Annotated in this window: 15 protein-coding genes; 9 read left to right on the top strand and 6 right to left on the bottom strand. The window is 63.2% G+C overall.

Annotated elements, in window-relative coordinates; translation table 11 throughout:
- Positions 1 to 88: 88 nt before the first annotated feature.
- Positions 89 to 1,024: a hypothetical protein gene (locus IPM12_12300; protein ID MBK9148582.1), complete on the top strand. Its 936-nt coding sequence runs from the start codon at positions 89 to 91 to the stop codon at positions 1,022 to 1,024.
- Between the two features lie 176 nt (positions 1,025 to 1,200).
- The gene (locus IPM12_12305; protein ID MBK9148583.1) at positions 1,201 to 1,503 is read left to right on the top strand and encodes a septum formation initiator family protein; all 303 of its coding nucleotides are present in this window, start codon (positions 1,201 to 1,203) and stop codon (positions 1,501 to 1,503) included.
- An 8-nt stretch (positions 1,504 to 1,511) separates the two neighbouring features.
- On the opposite strand, the gene IPM12_12310 is transcribed toward IPM12_12305, so the two are convergent.
- The 5 genes from IPM12_12310 to IPM12_12330 form a co-directional block, all read right to left on the bottom strand.
- Positions 1,512 to 2,348 (bottom strand): hypothetical protein, encoded by an 837-nt coding sequence (locus IPM12_12310; GenBank protein ID MBK9148584.1) that lies wholly within the window; start codon positions 2,346 to 2,348, stop codon positions 1,512 to 1,514.
- Between the two features lie 103 nt (positions 2,349 to 2,451).
- On the bottom strand, positions 2,452 to 3,873 hold the full coding sequence (locus IPM12_12315; protein ID MBK9148585.1) for an MBOAT family protein: 1,422 nt from the start codon (positions 3,871 to 3,873) through the stop codon (positions 2,452 to 2,454).
- A 68-nt stretch (positions 3,874 to 3,941) separates the two neighbouring features.
- The gene (locus IPM12_12320) at positions 3,942 to 5,024 is read right to left on the bottom strand and encodes a porin (protein MBK9148586.1); all 1,083 of its coding nucleotides are present in this window, start codon (positions 5,022 to 5,024) and stop codon (positions 3,942 to 3,944) included.
- Complete coding sequence (locus IPM12_12325) at positions 5,021 to 5,737, bottom strand: hypothetical protein (GenBank protein ID MBK9148587.1); 717 nt, start codon at positions 5,735 to 5,737, stop codon at positions 5,021 to 5,023. The genes IPM12_12320 and IPM12_12325 overlap by 4 nt, the downstream gene beginning before the upstream one ends.
- 3 nt (positions 5,738 to 5,740) lie before the next feature.
- On the bottom strand, positions 5,741 to 6,211 hold the full coding sequence (locus IPM12_12330) for a peptidylprolyl isomerase (GenBank protein MBK9148588.1): 471 nt from the start codon (positions 6,209 to 6,211) through the stop codon (positions 5,741 to 5,743).
- A gap of 163 nt (positions 6,212 to 6,374) precedes the next feature.
- On the opposite strand from IPM12_12330, the gene IPM12_12335 reads away from it, so the two are divergent.
- The 3 genes from IPM12_12335 to IPM12_12345 are packed head-to-tail and all read left to right on the top strand — an operon-like array spanning position 6,375 to position 8,809.
- The gene (locus tag IPM12_12335) at positions 6,375 to 7,064 is read left to right on the top strand and encodes a tetratricopeptide repeat protein (GenBank protein MBK9148589.1); all 690 of its coding nucleotides are present in this window, start codon (positions 6,375 to 6,377) and stop codon (positions 7,062 to 7,064) included.
- Positions 7,065 to 7,073: 9 nt separating this feature from the next.
- A complete protein-coding gene (locus IPM12_12340; protein ID MBK9148590.1) occupies positions 7,074 to 7,562 on the top strand; it encodes a 6,7-dimethyl-8-ribityllumazine synthase in 489 nt (162 codons plus the stop codon).
- 35 nt (positions 7,563 to 7,597) lie between these two features.
- Entirely contained in the window at positions 7,598 to 8,809 is a 1,212-nt protein-coding gene (locus IPM12_12345) for a bifunctional 3,4-dihydroxy-2-butanone-4-phosphate synthase/GTP cyclohydrolase II (protein MBK9148591.1), read from the top strand.
- 5 nt (positions 8,810 to 8,814) lie between these two features.
- Here the strand turns inward: IPM12_12345 and IPM12_12350 are convergent, their stop codons facing one another.
- Positions 8,815 to 13,167, bottom strand: a complete 4,353-nt coding sequence (locus IPM12_12350; GenBank protein MBK9148592.1) for a translocation/assembly module TamB domain-containing protein — start codon at positions 13,165 to 13,167, stop codon at positions 8,815 to 8,817.
- 129 nt (positions 13,168 to 13,296) lie between these two features.
- On the opposite strand from IPM12_12350, the gene tsaD reads away from it, so the two are divergent.
- The 4 genes from tsaD (at position 13,297) to pepE (ending at position 16,199) form a co-directional block, all read left to right on the top strand.
- Positions 13,297 to 14,319: a tRNA (adenosine(37)-N6)-threonylcarbamoyltransferase complex transferase subunit TsaD gene (gene tsaD, locus IPM12_12355; GenBank protein MBK9148593.1), complete on the top strand. Its 1,023-nt coding sequence runs from the start codon at positions 13,297 to 13,299 to the stop codon at positions 14,317 to 14,319.
- A 22-nt stretch (positions 14,320 to 14,341) separates the two neighbouring features.
- Entirely contained in the window at positions 14,342 to 14,623 is a 282-nt protein-coding gene (locus IPM12_12360; GenBank protein MBK9148594.1) for an ATP-dependent Clp protease adaptor ClpS, read from the top strand.
- Positions 14,620 to 15,429 carry a M48 family metallopeptidase gene (locus tag IPM12_12365; GenBank protein ID MBK9148595.1) on the top strand — a complete coding sequence of 270 codons (810 nt, stop codon included), beginning with the start codon at positions 14,620 to 14,622 and terminating at the stop codon, positions 15,427 to 15,429. Before IPM12_12360 ends, IPM12_12365 begins: the two co-directional genes overlap by 4 nt.
- A 62-nt stretch (positions 15,430 to 15,491) precedes the next feature.
- Positions 15,492 to 16,199 carry a dipeptidase PepE gene (gene pepE / locus IPM12_12370; GenBank protein MBK9148596.1) on the top strand — a complete coding sequence of 236 codons (708 nt, stop codon included), beginning with the start codon at positions 15,492 to 15,494 and terminating at the stop codon, positions 16,197 to 16,199.
- Positions 16,200 to 16,221: the final 22 nt, after the last annotated feature.

Here is a 16,221-nt window from a genome sequence, read left to right on the forward strand (position 1 = left end):
GCCGCATTGAACAGAATCCGCTTCATCTTGTGTCACCGAACACACGGCCACGCTCGCTAGTTTCACACCCAGTGAATCCATTCCTCCGATGATCACCCGCTCCCAGCTGCACCTCCCCACATCGCTCCGTTACTCCTGGCGCAGCATGGTCTTCAGCGCGGCCAGTTCCTCGTTGGCCTATGGGCTGATCCACTTCCCCAACGCGCCCTGGGTGGAGGTGCCGATCACCGTGGTGGCCATTCTGGGCACTGCGCTCGCCATCATCCTGGGCTTCAAGAATTCCTCAGCTTATGACCGCTGGTGGGAAGCGCGCAAGATCTGGGGCGGCGTAGTGAACGAGAGCCGCACGCTCACGCGGCAAGTGCTCCACCTGGTGGATCCAGAGCACGCCAGCCCGGAGATCAAGGGAACCGTAACCGGCTTGGTGCGCATGCAACTGGCCTGGGTGAACGCGCTTCGCCTTCAGCTCCGACGGATCACGGATCCCTCAGCGTGGCAGCAAGGGGTTGAAGCGCACTTGAGCCCCGAGGAATACAGCGCGATCCAAGGAAGGAGCAACAAGGTGACGCACCTGAGCCTCCGGATCGCCGCCGTGCTCAAGCGCCTGCATGGCACTGAGGTCATCGATGGCTTCTTCTACACGCAGCTGGACAACACCCTGAGCCGCCTCACCGACCTGCAAGGCATGGCCGAGCGCATCCGCTCCACGCCACTGCCCCGCCCCTATGACTATTACACCAAGGCGTTTCTCAACCTCTTCATCCTCTTCTTTCCCTTCGGCGTGATCCACACTTTCATCGACGCCGGCCATGCCTGGCTGGTGATCCCGGTGACCGTGATCGTGGGCTGGATCTTCTTCCAACTCTACATCTTCGGCAAGGTGATGAGCAACCCCTTCGAGAACTGGCAGACCGATGTGGCGCTTGACGCCATCTGCACCACCATCGCTATCGACCTGAAGGAGGCGCTGGGCGATACGGACATCCCGAAACCGCTGGAGCCGGTGGACGGTGTGCTGATGTGATCAGGACCTGGCATTCCTGCTCCGCGTGGCAGCCATCGATCGATGCCCATATGGCATGGATGCGCTTCCTGCTGCGGACCGCGCCGGGCTCATCCCAAGAACACCCACATGCGATCGTGGAATACGCAGGAACTGAAAGTGACCGTTCATCATTCGCGCTTCATTCCTTCGATGCCGTGAAAAAGCACCTGGAACGCATCCCCTTCCGCCTGCGCAACCGGTACAGCGGGGTGGCCGCACTGATGCTTGCGTGGGTCACGCTCTTCGCGGACAACGACATCTGGACCCTTTGGAAGAACCACCGCTTATTGGGCGAGATGCGCAGCCAGCGTGAATGGTACGACCGAGAGATCGCCAGCACCAAGGCGCAACTCGAGGAGATCGCCAATGACCAGGAGCTGCTGGAGAAATTCGCCCGGGAGCGCTACCTGATGAAGCGCGACAACGAGGACATTTTCGTTCTGGTGGCGGAGCAGTGAATCCGCGCTCACTCGGCGGCGCAGCACCTACCCGGAAACGCCGCGCACAGATCCTCGATGAGTCGATCGGTTCGCAGATCGCGGCCCCGCCCGCGCAGATGGTACCAGCTGTCGTAGAAGAGCGAATCAGCGAAAGCGTACCGGTCGGGGTCACCGATCACCGTGAGGCCGTGGGCGAGCAGTTCCGTCTTCAATCGATGGTTCACCACGGGGTTGTAGATCGTATCGGCCATGCTGGCGAATCCGAAGACCACCTCGGCCCCTTGTTCGCGCGCGCGAAGCACCAGGTCATCAGCCATGCGCCAGAATGCGGGCGCGACGACCAGCGTATCGTGCACGTCGAGCTGAGGATCGGGCCGTCTGATCTGAGGGGCACGCAGGTGATTCACCACATCGCCATTGGGAAGGAATTGGCGGTCGTTGAAGCCGGGCGGCCCACCGTGCAGCAGCCGGTGCTCCCAATCATCGCGCAGGGTTTGTAGGTGGAGTGCGGCCAGGCTTGCGATCAATCGCGGGCGCTGGCGCCAAGGCACCAGAGCCAGCGCCTCAGGCCGATAGTCAACCACCGTGGCCAGCGCATCGGGCGCCGGATCGGGCAATTGGTACGTGCCGCGTTCCACGCACACGATGAGCAGGTCCCCTTCTCCGACTGCGGCCAACACCTCATCGGCAATGAAACGGAAGCCAAGCAGTGCGGTGAGGCCCATGTTGGCCACAGGCATGCACAGCGCACGGCCGAGCCGTTCACTATCGACGCCGTACGCCAGGTTGCTGCCGCCCACCAGCACGGCCTTGGGCGATCCGATGGCACGCAACCGGTCGTTCTTCAGGACGGTGCTGCTCATGAAATCCGAAGGAGCGGCAGGCGGCCCCCAGTGCATCACGGACTTCACCAAAGCACCCACCACCGCTGCGAACAGTAATGCGCGCAAGGCGAAGCGCCGGGCGTCAGAAGCGGAAGTAGATGAATGCATGATCCGTGAACAGCTGCACGCGCAGCCCGATGACGATGATGAGGAAGAGGTAAATGGCCCAGCGCAGCGAACGGGAGCCGCTGAGGTGCACCAGTGCGTGGTGATCACGGCGCGACCGCCATTCGGCGCCGAGCATCAGCATGACCGGCCACCACACGCCCCACTGCAGCCAGTCGATGAGCTCGTGCCGGCGAAGGCCGATATTGGCGCCCATATGGTAAAGATGCGAGGCTGCGGCCTCGAGCGTTGGGGCGCGGAACAGGACCCATGACACCAGCACCGCCAGGAACACCATCGTGATCCGAGGCAGATCGTGCCAGCCCGGCTCGGACCGGATCCGCTCCCGTCGCACCGCCAGGACCTCTGGCGTATAATAAGCGCCATGCAGCAGGCCCCAGCCGATGAAGGTCCAATTGGCGCCATGCCAGAGGCCACTCACGCCGAAGGTGATCAGGATATTCTTCAGCCTTCCCGCTTTGGAGCGAGCGCCGCCCAAGGGGAGGTACACGTAATCGCGCAACCAACCGCTGAGGGTGATGTGCCAACGGCGCCAGAATTCGCCAATGCTCCGGCTGAAGTAGGGGTAGTTGAAATTGCGGCTCAACCGGAAGCCGAACAGCCGCGCGCAGCCGATCGCGATGTCGCTGTAACCGCTGAAATCGCCGTAGATCTGGAAGGCGAAGCAGAGCGCCCCGAAGAAGAGCGTGATCCCGCTGGTGGCGCTCGCATCCATTCCGAATACGGCATCGGCCATCACGCCCAGCGGATCGGCCACGGCCATTTTCTTGAAGAATCCCCAGAGCATCTGGCGGAGTCCATCGGTGGCCATGGCCTGGTCGAAGCGGCGTGGCTGCTCGAATTGCGGGAGCAGGTCGCGCGCCCGCTCGATGGGGCCCGCCACGAGCTGCGGGAAAAAGGCCACGAAGGCACCGAACGCGATGGGGTCGCGCGTGGGCGTGAAATGGCCCCGGTAGATATCGATGGTGTAGCTGAGCGTCTGGAAGGTGTAGAAGCTGATGCCAACGGGCAGCGCGATCCGCAGTACCGGCAGGTGCGGTTCCATGCCGAAGGTCCGGAGCAGATCGGCCGCGCTCTCCACGAAGAAGCCGAGGTACTTGAAGGTGCAGAGCAGGCCGATGTTGACGCCGATGCTGAGCCAGAGCCATCGCTTCCGATGCCTTTCCTCCCTGCTCGCATGGATCCGCGCTCCGATGAAGTAGTCCGCGCCCGTGCTGAGCCAGAGCAGGCCCAGGAAACGCCAATCCCACCAGGCATAGAATGCCCAGCTCGCGAGCAGGAGGAAAGCATTCTGCGCCCGCCGACCCCGGAACACCCACCAGTACAACGCGAACACCGAAGGCAGGAAAAAGGCGAACGCGATGGAGTTGAAGAGCATGGCCGCTGCGAAGAAAGGCGGTTGCGACGCTGCGTCCGTTCAGCGGTGCGCGATGGCCTGCTTGAGCCTCAGAATCTAACGGCCATGCTCGCAGTGATCGCCGTATTGTCCTGACTGGTTCCGCGGATGCTCTGGAAAAGGGGATCGATGCCATGGAAAGTCCTCCCTTCAAGGCGGACTTGCGCATCGTGGGCAACAGTCAGTTCAAAGCCGAGCGAATAGCCGAACAACGTCAACCCATGCGGTGTCCCGGTAGGCACGATCACCTGCTCCGGATCACTGTAGTATTCGATGCGGCCTGATGCCCGGATACGCTCGTGGACCTGGCGCCTAACGATGCAAACAGCGCCAGCCCACTCATGCCAGGGATCGGCTGCGGACTGCTGGATCCCAGCATCGGCGCTAAGCTGAACGCCCCAATGGCCGCCTTCCCAGGAGAACCAGATGTTGTTGAAGAACCTGTAAGATCCGATGCTGTCCGGAACATCGCTGCCGGCGAACGTGCTCCAATTGAATTTCACCCGGCTGTTAGGCGACCAGAGCAGCTGCGTGCCGAAGCATGGCGTGTTGTTCTGTACACGCCTGATCCGCTGCCATCCGTTCACATGAAGCGCCGCGACCTCAAGCTCCTCCGAGATCGTCCACGTGAGCCGAGCGCCGCTGAGGTAATAAGGAGAGTTCTCCGCGACGATGCTCCGGGTCAGGGTCCAGTTGTCGATGCCGATGGCTGATTCCATGCCGATATGCGAGGTGAACACGCCGGCATCGAGCCAAATGGCCCTGTTCCGGCTCAGCTTGATGCCCACCCTGGCTTCGTTGATGTTCCGGAGCAGCTCAGGCTCGCCGATGAGGTTCGCTTGCGGGTAGGTTCCGGCCATCAACCCAAAGGCGGCCCGTGCGCGCGGTTTCTCGTACGTGAGATGGAGCAATCCGAGATTGAGGTCCGTTTCGTTGTGCCGATCGTATTGATAGAGAAACGGCGGACGATCATCGTCCTGGCTATGCCCGAAATCATAGGCATGGTAGGCATCCACATAGCCCATGAATCGAAGCGCTCCTCCTGCGATTGAATCTGCAGGTTGCGCACGGGCGATCCCGGATATGAGCAGCGCAGCGATGAACAGACCGAGGGGTCGCTGATGCGCCTTCATGGTTTGATCCAATGCCTGCCGGGCTCCTCGAAATCGAATTCACGCGCCTTGCCCGACCTGCGGTGATTCACGATCACCGGTAGGCTGGCGGACGCCTCAAGCGTGGCCATCGCATCGTAAGTGCAATCTCCGTAGGCATCACAGAACTCCCAGAGTTCAATGCCCCGATCAGGGTCTATCCGCCATGCGCGCACCTCAATGGTATCCTGCCTAGGGTCCATGGCGTGGCTCACGAGGCTCACGCAGCGCAGTCGGATGTGCTCGCCATCCGTCGGTTCCGGACGATCAACGATCGCATGCGCCAAGGGACCGTCCATCTCGTTGGTCACAAGCCAATTCCCGCTCAGCTGCATCTGCCGATGGTTCATCCAGTCACTCGGCGCATAGAGGAACCAGCCCCCGTTGATGCGCTTCACGCCGATCAGATCCTTCCGGCTCCTGCGGTGATCATTCGGGACCGGGGCAGGGCGGACATTCAATTCGTCCAGCGCCCGCGCCTGCAACCGGATATGCTTGTGCAGGGCCATGTCGCCCGGGTCGCCAGCCACGCGGCCATGCCAGGAGGTATCGCGGTGGGGCGCAATGAACACCGCATGGTAGCCACTCCGGAAATCGCGGAGCAGGAAGGTGGTGTCGTTGTGCGTGAAGGGCTGCTGGGCCAGGGCTGCGCTGGTGCCCGCGATCAATATGCCGCTGATCAGCCCCCGGCGCATGCCCTAGTGGTGGTGTCCGCCAGCGCCATGCACATGCCCGTGGGCGATCTCCTCGGCCGTGGCCTCGCGCACATCCGTCACTTCAACGCTGAAATGCAAGGTGACGCCCGCCAATGGATGATTGCCATTGAGCACCACGGTGCCGTCCTTCACTTCCACTACGCTCCACACCCGGTGGTCCGGGGTCTGGAACTGCATGCCCTCCTCGACAGCTTGATCTCCGAATTTCTCGGCTGGCACCCGCTGCAGCAGGCTCGGATCCACTTCACCGTAGCCTTTCGCCGGCTCCACCTCCACGCGCATGCTGTCGCCCTTGGCCTTGCCCTCCATCTCGGCCTCAAGCCCGGGCACGATCATGCCGCTTCCATGTATGTACGCGAAAGCCTCCTTGCCAGCGCTCGTATCAAGCAGCTTCCCGTCGGCGTCATTCAAGGTGTAATGGAAAGAGACAACAGAGTTCTTGCCGATGCGCATGCTCGAGGGGGGATGGGCGGCGAATGTAGGCCTGCCAAGCCAGCACCCCCAGCCGTTTTCCAGCGCGTCACCGGGGCCGGGTCCAGCGCCTCTTCCGCAAGTGCCTCGGAATCCTACATTTGCGCCCCGCCAACGGAAGGCAATCCGCACTGGCAACGCAGCAATGAGCAAGAAGACCAACGAAGCGGCGCAAGGCAACGACATCGACCTGGGCGCGGTGTACACGCGCACCGAGCTTCTCCTGGAGAAGAACAAGAAGCCGATCATGTACGGGGCCATCGGACTGGTCGTCGCCGTGGCAGCGATCCTGGGCATCAAAGCGGGCTACCTCGACAAGCGCGCTGAGGAGGCCGCCGATGTGATCTGGAAGGCCCAGTACTACTTCGAGATCGACTCGCTGAACAAAGCCCTGAACGGTGATGAGATCTACCCGGGATTCCTGAGCATCGCCGACGACTATGCCTGGACCCCTAGCGGCAAGCTGGCCCATTATTACCTCGGCGCCATCTATATGCAGCAGGGTGAATACCAACTCGCCCTCGACCATTACCAGGAAGCCGACCTCGACGACGATGTGCTCCGGGTGATGGCCGTGGGCAATCAGGGCGATGCCCTCGTTGAGCTCGGCCGGACCGACGAGGCGGTGCAGCGATTCGAGAAGGCTGCCAGCATGGTGAAGAGCGACTTCACCACCCCCATGTACCTGATGAAGGCCGGTATCCTGCACCAGCAGGCCGGCAGCTGGAAGGAGGCGCGTAAGGCCTTCGAGCGCATCGCGAAGGAGTTCCCCACGAGCAATGAGGCCACTCAGGCGCGCAAGTACGCCGGATTGGCCGAGGCCATGGGCGGCTAGCGCGTCAGCATGTCCACGGCCGGCAAGCATCATTCGCATTTCGATCCTGCCGGCGTCCCCAGTGGCGCCGGTCATCGTTTCGCCTTGGTGGTGAGCGAATGGAATGCGGACGTGACGGATGCGCTCTGTCGCGGTGCCCGTGAAACGCTCCTGAAGCATGGCGTGGCTGAATCCGACATCGTTGAGCGACGGGTGCCCGGCAGCTTCGAACTGGCCGCCGGTGCGCAATTCCTCTTGGAGCGCGGTGGGCTGCACGGGGTGATCTGCTTGGGCAGCATCGTACGCGGCGAGACCCCGCATTTCGATTACGTCTGCCAGGGCACCACGCAAGGCATCATGGCCGTGGGCCTCAAATTCAGTGTACCCGTGATCTTCGGCGTGCTCACGGATGACAACCAGCAGCAAGCGCTCGACCGCAGCGGGGGCAAGCATGGCAACAAGGGCGTCGATTGCGCAGTGGCCGTGCTGAAGATGGCCGCGCTCAAAGCCGAGGGCTGAGGCCCGAGGGCCCTTGAAGTGCCACCTTTGCAGCCATGAGCGCAGCCTTCAACACCATCGAGGAAGCCCTAACCGACCTGCAGGCCGGCAAGGCCATCATCGTCGTTGACGACGAGGACCGCGAGAACGAGGGCGATTTCGTGACCGCCGCGCGCAACTCCACCCCGGCCATGATCAACTTCATGGCCACGCATGGCCGCGGCCTCATCTGCGCGCCGCTCACCGAGGAGCGCTGCGAAGAGCTCGGCCTCGACCTGATGGTGCGCGACAACACCGCCCTGCACGAGACGCCCTTCACGGTGAGCGTCGACCTCAAGGGCCACGGCACCTCCACCGGCATCAGCGCCAGCGACCGAAGCAAGACCATGCTCGCGCTGATCGACCCCGCGATGCAGGCGCATGACTTCGCCCGTCCGGGGCACATCTTCCCGCTGAAGGCGCGCAAGGGCGGGGTGCTGCGGCGCACCGGCCATACCGAGGCGGCTGTTGACCTGGCGCGCATGGCGGGCTTTGAGCCTGCAGGACTGATCGTGGAGATCCTGAATGAGGATGGCACCATGGCGCGCCTGCCGCAGCTTCAAGAGATCGCCAGGCGCTTCGACCTCAAGCTCATCAGCATCGAGGACCTGGTAGCCTACCGCATGCGCACCGAGCGGCTCGTGGAGCGTCAAGTCGATGTGCAATTGCCCACGGAGCACGGCGACTTCATGCTCATCGCTTACAAGCAGAGCACCACCGGCGAAGAGCACCTGGCGCTGGTGAAGGGCGAGTGGAAGCCCGAAGAGCCTGTGCTGGTGCGCGTGCATTCCTCTTGCGTTACCGGCGACATCTTCGGCAGTTGCCGCTGCGATTGCGGGCCGCAGCTGCACCGCGCCATGGAGATGGTGGAGCAGGAAGGGCGGGGCGTGATCCTTTACATGCAGCAGGAAGGGCGCGGCATCGGGCTATTGAATAAACTGAAGGCCTACAAGCTGCAGGAGCAAGGAGCGGATACCGTGGAGGCCAATGTGATGCTGGGCTTCGACATGGACGCGCGCGACTATGGCGTGGGCGCCCAGATCCTGCACGACCTGGGCGTGCGCAAGATGCGGCTCCTCACCAACAATCCGCGCAAGCGCACGGGCCTCATCGGATATGGCCTGGAGATCGTGGAGAACGTGGCGATCGAGATCGCTTCCAACCCCCACAACGAGCGCTACCTGCGCACCAAGAAGGAGAAGCTAGGGCACAGCCTCCGGCTGAAGTAAGCCGCTCACCTCTTCTTCCGGCGGAACAGATCGCCCAGCGAATCGAAATCGCGTCGCAGCACCAGGCCCGCGCCCTGCGTGGTGGGCGCTTGGTCGGCCTGGATCAGGTTGCGGTCGTTGGTGAGCGAGAAGGCGCGCGCCCGGAAGCGGCCCTCGCGCGTGATCAGGTACTCGAGCTGGAAATCGCCGATGAGGGCGCTGGTGGCATTGGCCTGGGCCGCACCGTAGTGCACGCCCACGTTGGTGCTGAACAGCAGCCGCTCGTTGAAGAACTGCTTGCTGAAGGCCACCTCGAGCTCGTCCTGCGTGATGGCATCGCCGGGCCGGTAGTTGAAGCCAAGGTCGAAATCGTTGCTCAAGCCGCTAAGCCAGTTGCTCACCTGGTTGCTCAGCAGTTCGCTGGCCGTGGTCCCAGCGGTGCTGCCAGCCGTGGCTCCAGCACCGGCGGGCGCCGTACCGGCGCCCGCATAGATGGGCGGTTCCAGGAACCGGTTGAGCACGATCAGCGCGAAAACCTGCCGGCTCATCTCCTGATCCGTGCTCAGCACGCTGGCCACTTGAGCCCTCAGGTTCTCATCCACTTGCTGCAGCCGCACATCGAAGCCGATCTCCGGGTTCAACATCTTCTCGCGAAGCTTCATCACCACCTCCACCGGCACGCGCTGCCGGTGGCTCTCGTTGCGCTCCGCTGGCGGCACGATGTCGTACAGCGGCGCTTTCAACCGGTACATGGCCTGCAGGTCTAGCTGCGCATCGAACGGATCCCCGTACCACGTGATGCGGCCGCCGGGCTGCACGGCGAAGCGCTTGTTCACCACATTGCGCAGGGTGAAGAGGTAATCGCCCTCGGTGAGGGTGACCATGCCGCTCATGCTCAGGTCTCCGCGCGGGGTCACGCCCAATTCGATCAGGCCCTCCCCGCTCCCGCTCATGATGTCGCCCACGGTCGGGTCGAATATCACCTCGAAGCGCGCTTCGGGCGTGACGGTGATCTCCATGTTGAGCGTGACCCCGCTGAGGTCCACATCAGCCGCGGTGCCAGAGCTGTCGATCGGCCCGAAATGCACGAAGGAGATCGGCGAGACCTCCACACTGCCGCCCACGGGCAAGTGCACGTCGGTGCCGGGCGCTGTTTCGGCCTGGACGCTGACCTCCAGTGAGCCCTTGGAGCCGCTCACGTTGAAATCGCCGGTGGCATAGGCAGTGCCGTAGTAGAGGCTGTTCAGGGCTGCCGTGGTGTTCAGCACCTGCAAGCGGTCCATGGTGCCCCAGATGTCATAGCTCCAATTGCGAAGACCGCTGTGGGCCACCGTGGCGCCAACGCGAGCCGTGCGGCCCAGGTCATCGCGCATGATCGCACGATCAACTGCGAACAATTCATCGCCGATCCGCACTCGGGCATCACCGGTATATCGCGTGTTCAGGTAATCGATCCGCAAGCTGGCCGCGGTCAGGTCAATGGTGCCGTTCAGGTCCGGATTCTCCAATGTCCCCGTGAGAGCGACCTGGCCGGTGGCCATGCCGCCGAGCCCGCTGATCCCTTCCGGCAAGTATGCATTAGCCAGGCCCAGGTCGAACCGGTCCATCAGCAACAGCATATCCAGCTCGCCCTGATCGCGCAGCCCCACGCGGCCGGTGAAATCCAAGGCCTTGATCGCCCTGCGATCAATCTGCCCGTTGAGGTCGAGCGCGCCTTCGCCTTCGAGCCAGGAAGCCGCCAGGGCCACATCGCCTACCAGGGTCTTCCCTACCCTCACGCTGTCAGCTTTGGCGGCGCTCACCACGTGCGGGGTGCCGTAGAGATCGAAGAAACGGCCATCGGCGCTCAATCGGCCGTTCACCGGCGGGCCGCTGAAGAGACCTGCGAGGTTGGCGAGCTCAAGTGAATCGATCATGAAGGCCATCGCCTGTTCCGGATCGCGCGCGATGGTTCCGTTGAGCGCCACCCGTTGCCGGCCGTTGCGCATCTCAAGCCCATGGATCCGCACAGTGGAGGAATCAACTCGGATGCCTGCTGGTTGCGAATTGGCCCATTCGCCCTGGCCGAAGTACAGCCGTGAAGGCAGCAGCTCAAGCACCATCGAGTTCGGGCCCAGTACCTCACCTGTGAAGGACAGGTTGCCATTGGTGCCACCGCTGCTGGCGGCCCAGCCCACATCGATGTCGAGCTCATCCTGGTAGGCCTTTCCGGTAATGCCTGTTCCGCTGAACCAGAGGCTGTCGCCGAATTGCTGCCGCGGGCTCTTGGCCGAGAAGGCGAGCAGGTCGAGGGTCTTGTCGGCGATCACCACGAGTGAATCGAAGCGCATATCGCCGTAGCTCGATCGCGGGAGCATGGCATATAGGCTCAGGTCGAAGGTTCGCGTGTCGAAGGCGCCGGTGATCGCCGCGCCGGGCTCGATGCGCGCCTCGGGCAGGAAGAGCCGCATCAGCTCGTCGGTATCGCGCATCCGGGCACTGAAGCGGAAGCGTTGCTCGTCCTGGGCGAAGTCGACCGTGCCGAGCAATGAAGGGAACACGCTGCGCAGCACATGCCCAAGCGCTTCCGGCAGCTTGGTGGGCAGGAATGGGCCGATGACCTCGGCCTCTGCGAAGCTGCCATTCAGCCGCAGCAGATTCTCTCCTTGGAAGCGGTCGCTGATCAGGTGGATATCGCCCAGGCCGTATTCATCATCGCCCCGGCAATACGTTATGCCGGTAAGGTTCAGGTCGCCCTGGAGGCTATCGGGCGAGAGCCTTCCGCGCACGGCGGCATCGAGGCTGAGGGAGCTGTAGCCTTCTTCGGATATGAAGCCGAGGTGGCGCAGATCGGCGTTGAGCAGCTTGGCCGTGAAATCAACCAATGGCCATCGCCCGCGGAAGTCGGCAAGGCCACTGAAGCGCAGGTGCAGGTCGGGGTCATCGGCTTCAAGCTGGCCGCGGAAGAGATTGCGCGCCAAATGGCCCTTCGCGCGGACGCCGCCGATCGTGCGCTGGTTGATGGTGATCAACGGGAAGTCGCCCTCGAGGTCCACCTCCATGTCCCGGAGCTCGCGGCCCTTCGCCTGCAGCACCACGTTCGCGGTGAGCGGGCCCAGGATGCTGGTGCCAAGCAGCGGTCCCAGACGGAATCCTTCCGTGGCTACACGGCCATTCACCACCGCGCGCTGGGTGATGGTGTCGCGCTTGTAGGAGACGTCGGTGCGCAGCACGCCGAGCGCCGTGCTGGCGCGGCCGGTAGCCGTGAATGACCGCAGGAAGCCCGTGAAGCGCCCGCGCAGGTCCATATCTCCGAGCAAATCCGCCTCGGGCGGCAATTCAAGCAACGCTCCGCTTGTGAACGGAGGAATGGGGACCTTTTTCAGATCGGCTCGCGCGGCGTGCATCGCATCGATGTCAATGAGCAGGAAGGTCTCATTGATAGCGGGCAGTCCGCTGAGCTCTGCGCTCCCCTCGAACCAGGAGCCCTGGCCAAATCCGATGCGCAGCTCACGCCCCTTGAGCTCGCTCACCGTGCCGCGAACGCGTCCGCTCACGGTCATCGGGAAGCGGATCCCTTCAAGCTCCGGCGCGAACCAGGCGATGTCCGCCATGTCAACCAGCGAGCTGTCAAAATCACCGCGCAGCTGCACGCTGGAGGTGAAATCGCTGAAGTCCGCCCAGCCCTGGCTCAGCAGCTTCAGTTCACCGCGGGCATGGCTGAACGGCGTGCGCAGGTCCATGCCTTCGACCACTACGCCGCTGGGGCTCACATGCGCCAACCCAGCCAGGCCATCCACCCGCAGGCCCGAACGCTCCCTGAACCGGGCGCGCTCGAGCAGCGCGCTGATCGAATCGCCGATGGCCTCGAACCGGTATCCCTGCACCACGGCGTCCGGGATGTCGATATGCTTGAAGTCAACGCCGAACGGTTCCACCTCGTCATTGGCATCGTGGAAGCTGAAGTGAAGGCCGGTGATGTCGAAACGCGCGCTGGTGATGGTCCAGTCGCCGGAACCCGATGCGGAATCAGCGGACGAAAGGGAGTTGAGCAAGAGGGTGAGGTTGCTCTGTGCATCGCCTTCGGCCGTGGACAGCTTGAATCGCGCATCACGCAGCATCAGCTCGCTCAGCGCAACGGTGCGCTCCTCGGTGCTCACCCGCAAGCCGCGCACACCGAGGCTCGGCACATGGAACAGGGTATCGGCGCGCAGGTCGCTCACATACACGCCCTCGAGCCAAACGGAGCCATCGAGGGAGAGCGACACCCGGTCTATGGCAACGGCGGCGCCGATCCGCTCGCTCAGCTCAGCGGCGATCCACTTGGCCACGGCGGTTTGCACCCGGGGAAAGAAGAGCGAGGCGCAGGCCCCGAGAAGGAGGATGAGCAGCACGAGCACCGCACGGCCGAACCACCGCAGGGCGGTTTTCAGGAATCGGTATGTGCGCTCGCGCTTCAGCCCTCGGATAGCTTTGCCGCCCCCTGCCAAGGACCAGGCCGCTTCCGGCCAAAAGTAGCCGGGGCATGCATGACCGCCCCGAAGCCCCTGCTGATACTCGGAATCGAGAGCAGCTGCGACGATACGGCCGCTGCCGTGCTGGCCGATGGCGTGGTGCGGAGCAACGTGGTGGCGGGCCAGGAAGCGCACGCCCTCTGGGGCGGCGTGGTTCCCGAATTGGCCAGCCGCGCGCATCAGGAGCATATCGTGCCCGTGGTCCATCAGGCATTGGGCGAGGCAGGCGTGGGCGCGGAAGACCTTGACGCCATCGCCTTCACCCAAGGCCCAGGGCTCATGGGCTCCTTGCTGGTGGGCGCCTGTTTCGCGCGCAGCATGGCCCAGGCCTTAGGCAGGCCGCTGGTAGCCGTTGATCACTTGAAGGCCCATGTGCTCGCGCATTTCATCCGCGATGGTGAAGCGCGCCCAGTGCCTTCCTTCCCTTTCCTCAACCTCACTGTGAGCGGTGGCCACACGCAGTTGATCCTGGTGGAAGCTCCGGACAGCATGCGCATCATCGGCACCACGCGCGACGACGCTGCCGGCGAGGCCTTCGACAAAGGCGCCAAGGTGCTGGGCCTCCCCTATCCCGGCGGCCCATTGATCGATCGGCTCGCGCGAACAGGCGATCCATCGCGCTTTACGCTCCCATCGCCCGTGATTGCCGGCCTCGACTTCAGCTTCTCGGGCATCAAGACGGCATTCGCCAACCTCGTTCAGCAAAGCCTTGCGCAGGATCCGGCCTTCATCGCAAGGGAATTGCCCCACCTATGCGCCTCGCTGCAGCACCGGATCGTCAGCGAGCTGCTGGCCAAATTGCGGAAAGCGGTCCATGCCCACGGCATCCGCCACGTGGGCATCAGCGGAGGGGTGAGCGCCAACAGTGCCCTTCGCGTGCGTGCGACCGCGCTAGCTGCCGATGAAGGTTGGCAGCTGTTCCTTCCGCCCTTCGCCTATTGCACGGACAATGCGGCCATGGTGGCCATGGCCGGCCATTTCGCGCTTCGCGCGGGGCAGCATGCCGCGCTGGATACGGTTCCGGTGGCGCGGTGGTGAGGCTCCTTATTTTCGGCCCACCATGAGCATTCAGCACGATTTGGAAGAAGCCCTCCTGGAGGAGGTGCAGCTCGAGACCGGCCGCCTGCGTGAGATCGTCCTGCACAACGACGACGTGAACACCTTTGATCACGTGATCGATTGCCTCATCGACATCTGCGGCCACGAGCCCATACAAGCGGAGCAGTGCGCTTGGATCGTGCATCACAACGGCAAGTGCTCCGTGAAGCGAGGCACATTCGATCAGCTCGAACCCAAATGCTCCGCCTTGCTCGATCAGGGACTCAGCGCCGACATCCAATGAAGAAGATCATCCAACGCTCCGCGATCGCCTTCGCCGCCATCGCGCTCATCGTCGCTTGCGCCAAGGTGCCCATCACGGGCCGCCGACAGTTGAATCTGGCCAACGAGAGCCAGCTCATGGCCATGGGCGTTACGGAGTACGGGAAGTTCCTCAATGAGAACCCGCCCATGCCCGATAACGACCCGCGTGTACAGCAGACCCGGAAGGTGGGCCAACGCATCGCCGAGGCTGCCACGCGCTTCTTGAACGAGAACAGCATGTCCAGCCGGGTCGCGGGCTTCGAGTGGCAGTTCAATGTGGTGGAGGACAATTCCGTGAACGCCTGGTGCATGCCCGGCGGCAAAGTGGTGGTGTACACCGGCATCCTTCCGGTCACGCAAGATGAAGTTGGACTGGCCGTGGTGATGGGGCACGAGGTCTCGCATGCGATCGCCCGGCACGGCAACGAGCGCATGAGCCAGGGTCTGGCCCTGCAGTTCGGCGGTGTGGCGCTTGAAGTGCTCACCGGTGAGAACCCCGGCGTGGCGCGCGACCTGTTCCTTCAGGTATATGGCGTGGGCGGTGCTTTGGGCATGCTTTCTTACAGCCGCAAGCACGAGACCGAAGCCGATAAGCTCGGGCTGGTGTTCATGGCCATGGCGGGATATGATCCACGCGAAGCACCCAAGTTCTGGGAGCGCATGAGCCAAGGCGGTGGCCAAGCGCCACCGGAGATCCTCAGCACCCACCCCAGCGACCAAACACGCATGCGCGATCTTGAGGCCTTCATGCCCGAGGCGATGAAGTATTACAAGCCAGGGAGCTGAGTGGTTGATGCTGGAAGTGGATTGAATACCTTGAACCGAGGTTTGCACGAATGACATCCCGCATGCAGCTCCTGCTCATCTCCAATTCCACCATGCCGGGCGAGCCTTTCTTCACCTGGCCGCGTGCGCATGCCCAGTCCTTCCTCGATGGCCGCTCGCGCATCGCCTTCGTGCCGTTCGCGGCGGTTGAAGCGCAATACGATGCTTACGCCGATCGCGTGGCCGAGGTCTTCTCCTCCTTCGGCAAGGATCTCTTCAGCCTGCACCGCGAGACCGATCCGGCCAAGGCACTCGCCAGCGCCGATGCCATTGCAGTGGGCGGAGGCAACACCTTCCTGCTGATCCGCGCGCTGTACCGCAAGAACCTAGTGAAGCCCATTGCTGAACAGCTGCGCGGCGGCATGCCGTACATAGGCTGGAGCGCCGGTGCCAACGTGGCCTGTCCTACGGTGATGACCACCAACGACATGCCCATCGTGGAGCCGCCGAGCATGCGGGCGCTGCACCTGGTGCCCTTCCAGATCAATCCGCATTATACCGAGGCTACGATCCCCGGTCATGGCGGCGAGAGCCGCGATCAGCGCATCGCGGAATTCCTGGCGGTGCATCCCGGGATGCCCGTTGTCGGATTGCGTGAAGGATCGCTCCTGCGCGTGAATGGGAGCGCCATCAAGCTCGAAGGCATCGGCATGAAAGTCTTCCGCCACGGGCAGGAGCCCACGGAGTTCGCGGGAGGAACGGAGCTGAGCGCTTCGCTGGCCAGCGTCTGAGCCTGATGCACCCACGTACTTT

Source organism: Flavobacteriales bacterium, assembly GCA_016716605.1.
Classification (GTDB): domain Bacteria; phylum Bacteroidota; class Bacteroidia; order Flavobacteriales_F; family PHOS-HE28; genus PHOS-HE28.

What these genes read in the sequence shown, in the direction of transcription:
- IPM12_12340 (MBK9148590.1), top strand. Translation starts at nt 7,074, where the DNA reads ATGTCCACGGCCGGCAAGCATCATTCGCATTTCGATCCTGCCGGCGTC.
- IPM12_12310 (MBK9148584.1), bottom strand. Translation starts at nt 2,348, where the DNA reads ATGAGCAGCACCGTCCTGAAGAACGACCGGTTGCGTGCCATCGGATCG.
- IPM12_12330 (MBK9148588.1), bottom strand. Translation starts at nt 6,211, where the DNA reads ATGCGCATCGGCAAGAACTCTGTTGTCTCTTTCCATTACACCTTGAAT.
- IPM12_12325 (MBK9148587.1), bottom strand. Translation starts at nt 5,737, where the DNA reads ATGCGCCGGGGGCTGATCAGCGGCATATTGATCGCGGGCACCAGCGCA.
- IPM12_12345 (MBK9148591.1), top strand. Translation starts at nt 7,598, where the DNA reads ATGAGCGCAGCCTTCAACACCATCGAGGAAGCCCTAACCGACCTGCAG.
- IPM12_12365 (MBK9148595.1), top strand. Translation starts at nt 14,620, where the DNA reads ATGAAGAAGATCATCCAACGCTCCGCGATCGCCTTCGCCGCCATCGCG.
- IPM12_12335 (MBK9148589.1), top strand. Translation starts at nt 6,375, where the DNA reads ATGAGCAAGAAGACCAACGAAGCGGCGCAAGGCAACGACATCGACCTG.
- IPM12_12315 (MBK9148585.1), bottom strand. Translation starts at nt 3,873, where the DNA reads ATGCTCTTCAACTCCATCGCGTTCGCCTTTTTCCTGCCTTCGGTGTTC.
- pepE (MBK9148596.1), top strand. Translation starts at nt 15,492, where the DNA reads ATGCAGCTCCTGCTCATCTCCAATTCCACCATGCCGGGCGAGCCTTTC.
- IPM12_12300 (MBK9148582.1), top strand. Translation starts at nt 89, where the DNA reads ATGATCACCCGCTCCCAGCTGCACCTCCCCACATCGCTCCGTTACTCC.
- IPM12_12320 (MBK9148586.1), bottom strand. Translation starts at nt 5,024, where the DNA reads ATGAAGGCGCATCAGCGACCCCTCGGTCTGTTCATCGCTGCGCTGCTC.
- tsaD (MBK9148593.1), top strand. Translation starts at nt 13,297, where the DNA reads ATGACCGCCCCGAAGCCCCTGCTGATACTCGGAATCGAGAGCAGCTGC.
- IPM12_12360 (MBK9148594.1), top strand. Translation starts at nt 14,342, where the DNA reads ATGAGCATTCAGCACGATTTGGAAGAAGCCCTCCTGGAGGAGGTGCAG.